This is a genomic window from Kibdelosporangium persicum (genome assembly GCF_013280595.1).
Lineage (GTDB): Bacteria > Actinomycetota > Actinomycetes > Mycobacteriales > Pseudonocardiaceae > Kibdelosporangium > Kibdelosporangium persicum.
This window is the reverse complement of the sequence record NZ_JAAATY010000024.1, coordinates 82147-95877: the sequence shown is the minus strand read 5'-3', so window position 1 is coordinate 95877 and position 13731 is coordinate 82147. Positions and strand designations below refer to the sequence as shown.

The window sequence follows — 13731 nt, the reverse complement described above, 5'->3', positions numbered from 1 at the left end:
CGATGGCCCGAAAGCTCGCCCTGACCTGCGTCCTGATCGCGATCGCCCTGTTCTTGCCGGTCCCGGCCGGGGCGACCGCCGATCGCCAGCAGACCGCCGTTCCGGCATATTGGGGACCGGATACGCCAGAAGGCATGGCGATCTTCCACCGATTGGCGCAGAACCGGCCGACAAACGGAATCGTCGTGCTCAACGGCAGCCGCAGCATGCCGGAGTTGCCGTTTCATCCCGCCTGGGCGGCGGCGATCGGCAGGCTGGCCGCGACCGGCACCACGACACTGGTCTACGTCGACACCGGCTATCACGGCATCGACTTCGGACAGGGCGGTCACCGCACCAGGGAAGGCGGGACCTCGATTCCGGAATGGTCCGCGCAAATCCGCAGGGACATCGACGACTGGTATGCCGCTTATGGCGCGCACGGGATCAGCGGCGTCTTTCTCGACCAGACGATTCTGAACTGCGGCAAGGACGACGACTACGCCCGGCTCTACGCCGGGATTCGTGATCACATCAGGGCCAGGCATCCGGAAGCGTACGTCGTGATCAATCCCGGCGCGCCGGCCGAACGGTGTTATGAGGACGTCGCGGACACGATAGTCTCCTTCGAGGGCGACTTCGCCACCTATCAGACGCACACTTCGCCGGACTGGCAACGTGATCATCCGAACCCACGCAAGTTCTGGCACCTGATCCACAACGTCCCGACCGCGGACGACATGCGTACGGTCATCGCCCGCAGCAAGGTCAACAACGCCGGCTTCGTCTACACCACCGAGCTGCGGATGGACCCGTACCCGTGGAGCGGGCTCACGTCCTACTGGGACGATCAACTCGTTGCCGCGTCGGGGATCGCCGACGTGACACCACCGCAGGCGCCGGTCGGCCTGACGGCGACGACCCGGGCGAACCCGTCCGGCGCGAAGGTTCGACTGACCTGGCCGACGCCTTCGGATGACGTCGCCGTGGCGGGTTACGAGGTGTTCGTGAACGGCGCCAAGATCGCGGACACGTACGACAACGCTTACCAGGCAACAGGTCTGCCGCATACGACCCAGCACGAGTTCGCGGTGAAAGCGCGGGACGCGGCCGGGAACCTCTCCGCCGCGAGCGCGCCGCTGGTGATCACGACGCCGTCCGGCGGCCCGCCGCTGACGGACGCGTCCGTGTGTCTGAGCCCGACGGCCGCGGATTACCGGGTGAGTTTCGGGGCGACGTTCTCCCATCATCGGGTGTTCATCGACTCGGACGACAATCCGGCCACCGGCTGGCACCTGCCGCCCGGTTTGCCCGCCGGTGTCGACCTCATGATCGAGAACGCGTTTCTCTATCGGCACACCGGGCCGGGCTGGGCGTGGGAACGAGTGCCGGACGTGCGGCCGCTGGTAGCGGAAAAAGCAGGTTCTTTCCACTGGCGTGTCCCGGCCGCCGGTCAGTCCAGGCAGGTCGTCGTGTTCAGCGGATTCACCGCGGAAGATCCACCGGAGGAGTACAGCGCGGCGATTACCGTGGAGCAGGTTCCGGTCTGCTGAATTCACTCGGCAGGACCAGCCGGAAATCGCTAACACATCCTTGGGTCACACCGACGAACACAGTGGCCGGTGTTTGAAATCCTCAAGGAGTGAGCGTGACTGTTCACATGCCGGATTTACGCAGAATCGGCATCGTTGGAATGGGCTATGTCGGCTTGACGCTGGCGGCCGCGATGGCCCGCAAGGGCTTCGAAGTGCACGGCGTGGACACCGATCCACTGGTGCTCGAATCGTTGTCCCGCGGAAAACCGCACATCTTCGAGCCGGGCGTCACCGAGACGTTCACGGAATTGATCGGCAGGAACATCTTCATCTCCCGCGAACTGCCGCGGGACGGCGTCGACGCGGCCATCATCTGCGTGTCGACTCCGGTCGATGAAAGAACCCACGAACCCAGGTTGAAGAACCTGGCCGCCGCGGCGGAACACGTGGCCGACCGGTGCGCGCCGACGACGTTGGTGGTCGTCCGCAGCACGGTTCCGGTCGGCGCCAGCCGCGAAGTGGTGCTGCCGCCGCTGATCGAGAAGTGGCACAGCGCGCGGCTGGTGATGGCGCCGGAACGCACGATCCAAGGTCAGGCGCTGCGCGAGCTCGTCGAGTTGCCGCAGGTCGTCGGCGGTCTGGACGACGAGAGCCGGGAACTGGGCGTCAGGCTGTTCGCCGGGCTGTCCGCCCAGGTCGTCCCGGTGTCCACACTGGAAACCGCTGAGCTGGTCAAGCTGACCAACAACTGCCACACCGACGTGATCTACTCGTTCGGCAACGAGGTCGCGATGCTCACCGAACGGCTGGGCCTTGATCCGCTGGAGGTCATCCGGGCGACCAACATCGACTACCCCCGGCCGGACATCGCCAAGCCGGGTTACGTCGGCGGCGGATGTCTGTCGAAGGACCCGTACATCATGCTCACCAGCGGTGAACGCAACGGTTACGTACCGAAGCTGATCGCCGCGGCCCGTACGCTCAACGAGGAGACGCCGGTGCACGTCGCGCACCGGATGGTCGACCTCATGGACGGCGCGAAGACGCTGATGGTCCTCGGCTGGGCCTACAAAGGACATCCGCCCACGGACGACATGCGCGGCACGCCGATCGCGTCGATGATGCCGGTGTTCACCGAAGCCGGAATCCGGGTGCTCGGCCACGATCCGCTCGTGCTGCCGAGGGTGATCCGTGAGTACGGCGGCGAACCGGTCACTCTCGCCGAGGGTTTCCGGGCCGCGGACGCGGTGCTCGTGATCACCGACCACCCCGACTACAAGGCCATTGACATCGACGAACTGCTGCCGGGCGGGAACGTCCGTGTGGTCTACGACTCGTGGCGGATCCTGGACGCCGACAAGATCACGGCCCACGGCGTGCGCTACGCGGCGCTGGGATACGAGGTGCCCGCATGAGGGTCCTCGTCCTCGGTGGTGCCGGGTTCATCGGCGTGCACCTGACCAGGCGTTTGCTCGCGGACGGTCACGACGTCACCGTGGTCGACGACTTCTCCCGTGGCCGCAACGATCCGGACCTCGCGGCGCTCGAAGTCCCGGTCATCTCGGCGGATCTCACCGACGCGGAGGCGTTCGACCGGATTCCGCACGGCTGGGACCAGGTGTACCTGCTCGCGGCCGTGGTCGGCGTGCGCAACGTCGAGAAGGACCCGGGCAAGGTGGTCCGCGTCAACACCTTGGTCGTACTGAACACTTTGGACTGGATCCGGCCGGAGGAGAAGCTGTTCTTCGCGTCGACCAGCGAGGTGTACGCGGGAGGCGTGAGCGCGGGCATCGTCGAGGTGCCGACGCCGGAGACCGTGCCGGTGATGATCGACGACGTCACCGCGCCGAGGTTCGCGTACGCCGCCAGCAAACTCCTGGGCGAAGAAGCGGTCGTGCACATCGGCCGTGCGAAGAGCCTTCAGTTCGTGATCGGCCGGTTCCACAACGTCTACGGTCCTCGGATGGGCACGGACCACGTGATCCCCGAGCTGTCGTTGCGTGCCGTGCGCCGGGAAGATCCGTTCAAGGTCTACGGCACCGATCAGTACCGCGCGTTCTGCTACGTCGACGACGCCGTGACGGCGATGCTGCTGGCGATGGACAAGGTGACCGGCGAGATCGTCCACATCGGAAACGACGAGGAGACGAACATCGGCGATCTGACCAAACTCGTGCTGCGTATCGCCGACCACGACCCGGCGCTCGACGTCGAAAGCGCGCCGGCGGGTTCGGTCGCCAGGCGGTGCCCGGACCTGACGAAACTGCGTGCGCTCACCGGGTACGAACCCGCGGTGTCCTTGGCAGAGGGAGTCAGACGGACGTTCGAATGGTATCGCGGGAACGCGTGAACCATCCGCGCGGCGGGCCGATCGCGTTCTACTACGGAACGGACCAGATCGATCGGCTCGCCGCGTTCGACCGTGTGGTGCTGCAAGGCGACGCGTACTCCGAACAGGACATCGCGTCGCTTGTGGTACGGGGAGTGCGGCCGCTCTGCTACCTCTCGATGACCGAGGACACGGGACCGCCTGCCGCGTGGCAACGTGGCGACCGCAATCCGGACTGGGGCGGCCACTTCGTCCACGTTGGACACCCTGGCTGGAGCGAGCACGTGCTCGACCAGGCGGAGGAGATGCGCAGGCGCGGCTACCGGGGGTTCTTCCTCGACACGTTGAACATCGAGCTGACGTTCCCCGAGGACCTGCCGCATCTGCTGACCTTGGTCGCGGCGTTGCGGGAACTGACCTACCCGGACTACCTGCTCGCCAACCGGGGTTTCGGGTTGCTGCCGCACCTGGCCGAACTGGTCGACGGTGTGCTGTTCGAGTCGTTCACGTCCCGGTGGGTCGAAGGCGGTTACGCGCCCTGGCCCCCGGACGTGCTCGACGTCCACGCCCGGTACGCCGAAACCCTGCTGGGCCTGGACGTCGAAGTCTTCGCACTGGACTACGCCGACACCCCGCGGCTGGCGGAGTTCGCGCGGCAGCGAGCGGCCCGGTTCGGCATGCCCTGCTTCGTCAGCACCCGGGACCTCACCATAATCCCTGCTCACCCCTCGTGAGTGTTTATCAGGGTTAGAACCCTGACAAACACTCACGAGGGGGGTTACCAGAGGGTGCGGATGGCGGTGGCAAGGTCGTGCTGCGGGCGCCAGCCGAGGGCGGTGAGCCGGGTGGTGTCGGCGGCGATCCAGGTGACCGCGCCGGACCGGCTGACCGGCGGGTCGGCTTCGGAGATCTCGCCGGTGAACCCGGCCACTTCGGCGAGCAGCTTGACCGCGTCCCTGATCAGCACCGGGTGTCCGCTGCCGACGTTCAGCACACGGTGCGGGACGGCGTCGGCGAGGGCGACGGTGGCGATCGCACTCGCCACATCCCGGACGTCCACGAAGTCCCGGTACGAGTCCAGCGGGCCAAGCAAGATCTTGGTCTCGCCGTGGTGCAGTGCCGTGCGGATGCTCGCGGCGGCCCGGCCGAGCACGGTGTCCGCGCCGACACCAGGCCCGATCGGGTTGAAGACGCGCAGCGACACAGCGTCCACAGGCGACGAGGCGACCATCATGGTGCTGGCCAGCTTCGTCACCCCATACGCGGCGACGGGAGCGGTCGGACTGTCTTCGGTGACCGGCTTTCCCACCGGCACAACGCCGTACTCACCGGCCGACCCCATCACCACCAACCTGGTCCCGGCCGTCGCCGAGCCGATCGCGTCGAGCAGGTACGCGGTGGTCAGCACGTTGGCCGACACCAGATCCGCGGCGGAACCGGATAGCAGGCCGGTGCAGTTCACCACGACGTCCGGCTTGACTTCCCGCAGCAACGTCATCAGCTTGGTCACGTCATCGTTGACCAAGTCGTGCCGCAGCGCGGACCGCCGGCCTGCCTGGATCACCGTGGCACGGCCGTCCAGCGCCGTGACGACCTTGCTGCCCAGGAATCCGGTTCCGCCGAAGAGCAGAACTCGTTTCACCGCACCGCCTCCGGCACCAGGATCGGGCGGAGCCGTTCGAACTCGCGGTTCGCCTCGTCGTAGTCGTCCGGCCGGCCGATGTCCAGCCAGTACCCGCCGAAGTCGTACGCCGCGGGAGGTTCGTTCTTCGCCAGCAGGTCGAGCACAAGCTCGTCGAGGCCAAAAGGGACATTGCGGGGATACGGCGCCAGTGTCTTGCGGGACATCGCGTAGACGCCCATGCTGACACCGTACGACAACGTGGGCTTCTCCACGAACCGGACGATCCGGCCGTCGGTCGTCTCCAGTGTCCCGAAGTCGATCTTCACCTGGCGCTGGTAGGTCGCGATGGTCAGCGGTGCCCGGGTCTCGGTGTGGTGGTTCAGCAACGCCACATAGTCCAGATCCGTCAGCACGTCGCCGTTCATCACCAGGAAGTGCTCCGGCAGCTGGTCCAGGAAGTTGAGCAGCGGCCCGATGGTGGACAGCGGCGACTCCTCCTGGGAGTAGTCCACCGAGATGTTCCACCGCGAGCCGTCGCCGACGAACGCCTGGATCAACGACCCGAGGTGCCCGATCGCCAACGTCGCGCGGGTGAAGCCCTGTGATCGCAGTTGCTGCATGATGATGTCGAGGATCGCGTACTCCTCGCCGATCGGCACCAGTGGCTTCGGCAGTGCCGTCGTGTACGGGCGCAGTCGTACCCCCCGTCCCCCAGCGAGTATCACCGCATGCATGGTGTGGCCCTCCTTTTCAGATCATCGGTAACGCCGGACCTCGCCGGCCGTCACCAGCGAGACCAGCAGGAACAGCACGAGCAGGACGGCACAGCCCGTGAGGAAAACCTGGATTTCGTAACCGGGCACGACGAGGTTGACGACCACGTTGGCGATCACCACGACCGGCATGATCACCAGCGACGACCGCAGTCCCTCGTAGCGCATCAGCACGAACCCGAGGAAGAACACGCCGCCCAGCAGCACATGGGCGTCGACGAGCAACGAACCCCGGGTGGTGAGCAGGCCGAACTGGGCGAGCACGCCGAGCATCAGCAGCGCGATGCAGCCGATGATCACCAGGCAGTGCGCCAGTTCCCGGATCAGCAGCCACTGGATGCACCGCCGGAAAGCCGTCACGTCCCGGCTGTGGTCCAGCTGGTCCAACGCCTGCTCGGAGTACCGGTGTGCCCGCCACTCCACGGCTCCCATGCCGAGGACCAGCGGAGCGACCGCCAGACCGAGATCCAGTTCGGCCAGCACGAACCGTGCGTCGGTGTTCAACAGGAAAGCCGCGCACAAGGCCGAGTACGCCACGCTCGGCGCGGTCAGCCGGAGCAACATGGGCATGCGTGGCGGTTTACGGGTGTCCGGCGCCGCTTTGCCTGCCGAGCGCCACGACTCGACCAGAACGAGCACAATGGACAGCGCACCGCAGCACAGCGCCACGAGCATCATGTCGAACACCAGGTGCGCCAGTCCACCTGCGCACGCGGGCAGCATCAGCAGCGCGAGCCGTGCTTCCCGTTTGTAGATCACCATCACACAGGACGAAACCTGAAAACCCATCTGTGCCAGACAGAACACCCACAGCCGGGTGTCGATGACGAGCGAGCCCGCGGCGACTACCCCCAGCCCGATGCCGCCGAGCAACCGCAACGAGCGGCCCGCGGCATGGTCGAGACCATGGCCGAGCAAGCGGTAGGCCACCAGGCTCATGCCCATCGCCCACCACCAGCCGATCGCGGTGGTGAAGACCAGGCCGCGGACCATGGGCAGGCCGCCGAGCCAGTCGTAGACCGCTGGATAACCGAGGCTCGGCAACAAGAAGAGCGGTCCGTGCGACAGTACCCGGAACGTCCTTCGCGCCCGCTGCGCGTCCGGCAGTGCTTCCACGTCCCGAGGCAGGTGCCGGAACACCACGCTCGCCAAGGCGAAGACATCCTTGACGCCGTACCGTTCCCTGGCGACCTGGTCGGTGAAACCCTGGCTTTCCAGCACCGCCGCGATCTGCAACTCGTCCACGGCCCGGCCGATCATCGGCGCCACCCGGTCCGCGAGCTCGTCCACCGCCTCGATCTCGTTCACCGCGCCACCAACTCGTTGTAGATGCCGCGGTACGTGTCGTTCCACTGCTGCAAGGTGAAGTTCTCCAGCACCCGTTGCCGGGCGACCCGGCCGAGCCTGCGCCGTAAGGACGTGTCGGTGAGCAACTTGACGCACGCTCGTGCGACCGCGGCGTGATCACGGGGCGGTACGACGAATCCCGCGTCGCCGACGGCCTCGGACACGCCGCCGACGTTGGTACACACCTGGGGCCGGCCGGCCGACATCGATTCGACGACGGTGAACGGGAAACCTTCGGACACGCTGGTCAACGCGACCAGGTGCCCCGCGTGGTAGGCGTCGATCTGCCGGGGGACCCGGCCTTCGAAGACCGCGGCGCCGGTGAGGCCCAGGTGGCCGATCAGCTCGACGCAACTGGCGTGGTAGCCCTCGTTGACCGGCGTGACCGGCCCGAACATCCGCAGTCGTGCGTCCGGGATCTCCGCGCGCACCAGGTGGAACGCCCTGATCAGGGTGTGCAGGTCCTTCAACGGGTCGATCCGGCCGACGAACACGATGGTCGGCTCGTCCGGCTCGTGTTCGACGGGCGGGAAGTCCGCCGGGTCGATCCCGTTGTACATCGTGCGCATGCGGCGTTCGTCCGCGCCGTTGTGCAACTGCCAGCGACGGTTGTAGCTGGAGTGCGGTGCGAGCATGTCCGCGGCGCGGTAGGCCGCGCCCGCCAGTGCCCGGAAGAAGCTGAGCAGCAGCACTTTCACGGTGTGCGGCGCGGGTTCGTCGACGATGCCGAGGTAGCGCTCCCTGAGGTAGACGCCGTGCTCGGACATCAGGATCGGGGTGCCGTAGGTCCATTTCGCGGCCATCGCGACCAGGGCGCTCAGGCCGTTCATCGACAGGTGGCAGATGTCGGCCTGGATCGGCCGGTACGACAACGGCCGCAGCATGTGTTCCAGCAGATCAGCGGCGGTCAGTGCGTCACGCAGGCGCAGCGGAGGCGTCCACTGTGTCATCAGCCTGTCGATGGCGTCGTTGGACAGCATCGCTTTGCCAAGGTCCGCATTCTGGGCGTACGCGAACATGGCCGGGAGTACGGCGAGCAGTGCGTCCGCGTCGCCCGGTGGCCGCAGGGCTTCCAGGAACGCCGAATGGATCTCGGCGAATCCCTTGCGCCTGCTCCGGTCCTCGGGTGGTTCGCCCCAGAGGGGAAGGTTCACCACCTTGGCCAGGTTGCCGGGCGCGGGCCAGGTGCTGCGTTCCGATCCGTCGACGGTCAACGCGACCGCGGTGAACCGGTGCTCCGGCATGCCGTTGATCAACTGGTCGCACCACAGGCTGACGCCGCCGGGGTGGAACGGGTACGCTCCTTCGGAGATCAACGCGATCCGCAGGCTCCGGCTGGCCAGGCCGGCGGGTTTGAGCAGCGTGCCGGGTGTGGTCATGATCGCGGGCTCGCCGTGAGGGTGACCGCCTGGCCCGCGGTCACACCGAGCCGGGACACCGCGTCGGTGCCGTAGAGTTCGGCCTCGTCCGGTCCTTTCTGGTCCTCCTCGGTCGCTTCGCGGGTCTCGATTCCCGTGATGAACAGGGACCCGTCGTTCTTCGGGGTGTAGGTGACGGCGTTCGTGACCCGGTTCCAGACCGCGTCCTCGGTCAGCTGGGTGAAGTGCGAGGTGCGGTTCTCGACGTAGTTCGCCAGCGTGATCCAGTCGGTGTTCTTCAGCGGAACCCGGTAGTACGAGCTGTATCCGGCCAGAACCGCCTCGATCCAGTCGAACGCCAGGCTCTTGCCCTCGGCGTATTGGTGGAGGTTGCCTTGGTGCAGCGTGTGGACGTACGCGGAACCGCTGATCACGTGCTGTAGCGCGACTTCGGCCTCGTTGGCGACGATCGCCTCGTACGTGTGCTGGCCGTATTCGGCGTTGTACAGCGCTGTCTGTTCTTCCGGGGTCACGGCCTCGAACGCGATGTTGGTCGGCCAGTCCGGGACCACGAACACGTCCGGCTGCAACGGGTGGTGGATGCCGCAGTTGAAACACGACGGCCGATGCCCGGCGAAGGACATGTTGCCCTGCACGTACTTCACGCCGAGGTCACTCGCCGCCTTGAGCATCTCCTTGTTGGAACCGCCGAGTCCGTGGTCGGTCGGCGGATCGGGCGAGACCGGATCAGGGTTGTAGACGCCGAGACCCGAGTACTCCGGGGTCTTCAGCACGGTGTGCGGCACCCGCAGCCCGGCGATCGCGGCGTCGGTGAGGTTGCGCCGGATCTCGGTGTGGCTGCGGTCGTAGGAGGTGTCGTTCATCTGCGGATGGGTGCTGGTGTGGTTGATCCACCGGAACTCGTCGGCCAGGCACTTGGTGTAGCTGCTCAACGGTTCGGGGGTGTCCGAACTGCACTTCGCGGGCGCACGGGCGTCGAATTTACTGGCGTTGTAGGGCAGGTTGAGCGTGAAGTCTTTCGCCAGCGGATGGTTCTGACGTACTTTTTTCTGCTGGGCGGCGACTTCGGCCGCCTCGGCACCGGTCAGCCGGTAGACGTCCTTGGTGCCGTCCGGGTGCTGCCGCATGGTGCTGCTGAACCAGTCGTCGACGTCCACGCCGAACCAGTGCCGTTGCTCGCCGAGGAAAACGCCCCGGGTGGCCCAGCGCACCAGGCCCGGTCCAAGGAGCTTTGTCGACACGGCGTCCGGGCCGAGCGAGAACGTCACCGCGGCCCGTTCCCTGCCGTCCGGTGCCTTGCTGAGCACACCGGCGATGTCCGGACCCACCTTGAGCAAAGGTTCCGCGGCGCACCCGAGCTTGGTCCGGTACAGATAGGACTGAACGATCGGGACCTTGGCGTCCTGGTGCAGGTAGTCGAAGACCTGCGCCCCGGCACCGGTCAGCGTGGCGGGCTCCGGCTTGGTCCCGATCGAACTCTCCCGCACCGGCCGCAGGCAGTGGTCCTCCGGTGTCTGCCCGGGAAAGGTGTTCAGCGAGACCTGCCGTACCTGGAACCCACGCTCGTAGTCCCATAGGGCGTTCCACTGTGGATCGTCGAAGGCGCTGCGGTAGGTGCCGTTCGACGAGTACAGCAAGGCGTTGTTGCTCAACAGGATCGCGTTGTACCGGCCGGCGCCGTCCGGCCGGACCAAGCGCTCGGGCGTGAGCCGCTCGGTCCTCGCCAGCAGAACGTCGTACGGTGTGCCGATCGCGTCGAGGACCGATTTCCACGCGGCCAGGCCGAAGTCCTCCGCGTCCGTCGCCACCACCAGCTGCCGTAGGGCGACGCGGGTCCCCGGCCCGGTGTCGGCCGACGCGGCGCGCACCGGGACACGGTTCTTGCGAGGCAGTGGCGGCTGTTCGGGCAACAAGGGCTGCGCTGACGTGGCCGTGCCACGCGGTGTGCCGAGCCCGGACGGGCTGGACAGCGTGACGGCGACGAGCCCGAGCGCGACCACGATCAGCAGCGGAATGGGCAGATTCCGGCCCAGCCTGCGTGGATTCATCGGCCTACCTCGGCTGGGCGAGCAGGATCTGGGGCAGGCCGGGGCGGACGCTTGCCTGGGAGATCAGGTCGGCGCCGTACCGTTCGGACGGCACGGTCACCAGGCTCGCCCCGGTGAGGAAGAGCGTGCCGGTGGTGTCGGCGTTGATCGTGACGATGTTGGTCAGCCGGTCCCACACGACGTCCGGCCCGGTCCGGATCTCGGCGAAGTGCGCGGCGCGGGCCTTGGTGTACCCGGCGAGCCTGCTCCAGTCCGGGCCTTTCAACGGAACCTGGTAAAAGCTGCTGTACTGCCGGACGATCTCCTCGGTCCAGTCGAAGATCAGGCTCTTGCCGGGCGCGTAGTGGTGGGCGTTGCCCTGGTGGAACGTGTGCGAGTACACCGATCCGCTCAGCACGTGCGACAGGCCGACCTCCGCTTCCAGCGCGAGGATCTCGGCGTACGTCAGGTTCCTCGGGTGGGTGGGGAACTGGCCGTCCGGGCCGTAAAGGCTGTTGTACAGATAGGTCTGCTCGGCGGGCGTGGTGACCTGGTAGCCGATGTTGACCGGCCAGTCCGGCACCACCGAGACCGCCGGTTCGAGCGGGTGCGTGATCGCGCAGTTGAAGCACGGCGGCTGGTGTCCTTCGAAGGACATGTTGCCGTGCAGGTACTTCACCCCGAGGTCCTTCGCCGCCCGCAGCAGGTTCGGGTTCGAGCCGGTCAGGCCGAAGTCCTTCAGCGGGCCGTTCGGCGTGGGCGAGTAGACGCCGAGCCCGGAGTACGCCGGGGTCTTCAGGATCTCGGTCGGCACGACGAATCCCGCTTCGCGAACCGGCGCCAGGTTGTCGCGGATCTCGCTGAAACTCTCGGCGTAGGTCAGGAAGTCCATCGTCGGGTGGGTCAGGGTGTGGTTGATCCACCGGAAGTTGTTGGCCTCACACCGGGAGAAGCTGCTCAGCGGGTCGGGTGTGTTCGTCGCGCTGCACCGGGACGGCGCGGCCGGGTCGAACCCGCCGGCGTTGTACGGGATGTTCAGGGTGAACTCGTCCGCCAGCGGGAACCGGTCGCGCAGCGAGTTCTGTTGCGCGTGTGTGGCCGAGGCCTCGACGCCGGACAGCCGGAAGCCGGGGTCGGTCTCCAGCCTGCCGTCGGGGTACAGGTGCGCGGTGTGGTTGAACCAGTCGTCGATGTCGACGTTCAGCCAGTGCCGCTGCTCGCCGACAAAAACGCCGTTCGTGGCCCAGCGCACCAGGCCGTAGCTCAGCAGGTCGGTGTGCACCTGGTACTCGCCCGAGGAGAACGTCAGCGCCGCGCGCTCACGCCCGTCCGCGGTCGTCGAGGTCACTCCGAGCACGTCGTTGCCGATCGTCAGCAGCGGTTGCGCCGAACAGCCGGACTGGAGCCGTGACCGGTATGCGTACGACTGGGTGATGGGAATGCGCGCCGACGCCTTCAGGTAGTCGAAGAACGCCGCGCCTGCCTGCGTCAGTGTGGCCTGCGCGGGTGTGGTGATCGGTCCTTCACTGCCGGGCCGCAAGCAGTAGTCCTCGGGAAATGTTCCGTACGACGTGTACAACGACACTTGACGGATCCCGTGGGTCCTTTCATAGGACCACAGGACCGACCACTCGGCTGTGTCGAAGGCGCTGGTCCCTTCGCTGATCAGGGCGTTGTCGGTGAGCAGGACCGCGCTGTATTTCGGTGTTCCGTCGGCGTTCACCAGCTGGCCGGCGCGAAGTGTCGTGTTCTTCGCCAAGATGACGTCGTACGGCTGCCCGATGCGATCGAGCGTGGACTTCCATGTCGGCAGTCCGAAATCAGCCGACGAACTGGCGACAACCAGTACGCGAAGGGCGACCTTCGACTTGGCGTTCACATCCTGGACCAGTGCGGCCGTGCTCATTACCGGCCCATTCACCACAGGCAACTTGGGCGCCGGTGGCTGTTTCGGCCGGGCCACCGCGGCCCGGATCAACGGATGTTCGTGCGCGTGTTCGGCGTGCGCGGCACTGGCCGGAACGCCGCTCGCGGAAGTGGCGACGGAACCGGCGACAACGGCTGCTAGCAGGACAGGTAATACCCGTGCCCTGATCCTTTTCATGGAGGAACCCTTCAAGTGGCGTGGTTATTCGGGCATGGCGGCATGGCGAGCGCGCCCACTCGCTGAAGTGGAGAAGAGGTATTCCTGTTCAGGGGAACGAGACGCGGAAACGCTCAGCCGGGCATGAGCCTCCCAGTTGCAGGGCGGGCAGCAATGATCGATACAGGCGCGACGGCACTTAGGGGTTCGTCGCCGGATGTCCGGTTGTTACACGCCGGAACCGTCACTTTTCAGTGGATCATCGCGGGTGCGTGGATGCTTGAGCCGGCAACGGTTTCCCGGTATCCGGTGACCTCGGTTTTCGCTGAACCGGCCGGCGTCGCCTGGACCGGACGGAGTATTCCGGAGCCTGCCGTCCGGGTGTGACGACTGAGGTGGACGACGCAGTCGGCATGTCTCGGCCGAATGGGTGGCAATTGCCTTCACGTCTTGAAAAAAGAAGCTGATCACTTTCGTTCACAGGCAACTGGGAATGACGTCCGGCATCTTCCCCGCCAATCCGTTCCCGGATAGGGACGCCGGACGCGGGCACCGGGGGCGTCCGGTCCGGCTCCGGCGCGTGGGTCGGCACCTCCGCCTGCCCGCGGGCGAGTGATCGAATCCCCAGGCCGGGGGTGTCGCCGACGGGATTGTC

The 13731-nt window shown here is 66.5% G+C and carries 10 protein-coding genes; 4 read left to right on the top strand and 6 right to left on the bottom strand.

What is annotated here, in order from left to right; genetic code table 11:
* The first annotated feature begins 2 nt into the window (after positions 1-2).
* The 4 genes from GC106_RS33415 (at position 3) to GC106_RS33400 (ending at position 4577) form a co-directional block, all read left to right on the top strand.
* Positions 3-1532 carry a spherulation-specific family 4 protein gene (locus GC106_RS33415; RefSeq protein ID WP_173138850.1) on the top strand — a complete coding sequence of 510 codons (1530 nt, stop codon included), beginning with the start codon at positions 3-5 and terminating at the stop codon, positions 1530-1532.
* Between the two features lie 95 nt (positions 1533-1627).
* Positions 1628-2929: a nucleotide sugar dehydrogenase gene (locus GC106_RS33410; RefSeq protein ID WP_312873069.1), complete on the top strand. Its 1302-nt coding sequence runs from the start codon at positions 1628-1630 to the stop codon at positions 2927-2929.
* A complete protein-coding gene (locus tag GC106_RS33405) occupies positions 2926-3864 on the top strand; it encodes an NAD-dependent epimerase/dehydratase family protein (RefSeq protein WP_173138849.1) in 939 nt (312 codons plus the stop codon). Before GC106_RS33410 ends, GC106_RS33405 begins: the two co-directional genes overlap by 4 nt.
* The gene (locus GC106_RS33400) at positions 3861-4577 is read left to right on the top strand and encodes an endo alpha-1,4 polygalactosaminidase (RefSeq protein WP_217281295.1); all 717 of its coding nucleotides are present in this window, start codon (positions 3861-3863) and stop codon (positions 4575-4577) included. Before GC106_RS33405 ends, GC106_RS33400 begins: the two co-directional genes overlap by 4 nt.
* A 44-nt stretch (positions 4578-4621) precedes the next feature.
* On the opposite strand, the gene GC106_RS33395 is transcribed toward GC106_RS33400, so the two are convergent.
* The 6 genes from GC106_RS33395 to GC106_RS33370 are packed head-to-tail and all read right to left on the bottom strand — an operon-like array spanning position 4622 to position 13097.
* A complete protein-coding gene (locus GC106_RS33395; protein ID WP_173138847.1) occupies positions 4622-5485 on the bottom strand; it encodes an NAD-dependent epimerase/dehydratase family protein in 864 nt (287 codons plus the stop codon).
* Positions 5482-6201: a nucleotidyltransferase family protein gene (locus GC106_RS33390; RefSeq protein ID WP_173138846.1), complete on the bottom strand. Its 720-nt coding sequence runs from the start codon at positions 6199-6201 to the stop codon at positions 5482-5484. Before GC106_RS33390 ends, GC106_RS33395 begins: the two co-directional genes overlap by 4 nt.
* A gap of 21 nt (positions 6202-6222) precedes the next feature.
* Positions 6223-7548: a hypothetical protein gene (locus GC106_RS33385; RefSeq protein WP_173138844.1), complete on the bottom strand. Its 1326-nt coding sequence runs from the start codon at positions 7546-7548 to the stop codon at positions 6223-6225.
* On the bottom strand, positions 7545-8966 hold the full coding sequence (pelF, locus tag GC106_RS33380) for a GT4 family glycosyltransferase PelF (protein WP_173138842.1): 1422 nt from the start codon (positions 8964-8966) through the stop codon (positions 7545-7547). Before pelF ends, GC106_RS33385 begins: the two co-directional genes overlap by 4 nt.
* A complete protein-coding gene (locus GC106_RS33375) occupies positions 8963-11014 on the bottom strand; it encodes an Agd3-related carbohydrate-binding protein (protein WP_173138840.1) in 2052 nt (683 codons plus the stop codon). The genes pelF and GC106_RS33375 overlap by 4 nt, the downstream gene beginning before the upstream one ends.
* Before the next feature lie 4 nt (positions 11015-11018).
* Positions 11019-13097 (bottom strand): Agd3-related carbohydrate deacetylase, encoded by a 2079-nt coding sequence (locus tag GC106_RS33370; protein ID WP_173138838.1) that lies wholly within the window; start codon positions 13095-13097, stop codon positions 11019-11021.
* Between the last annotated feature and the right edge of the window lie 634 nt (positions 13098-13731).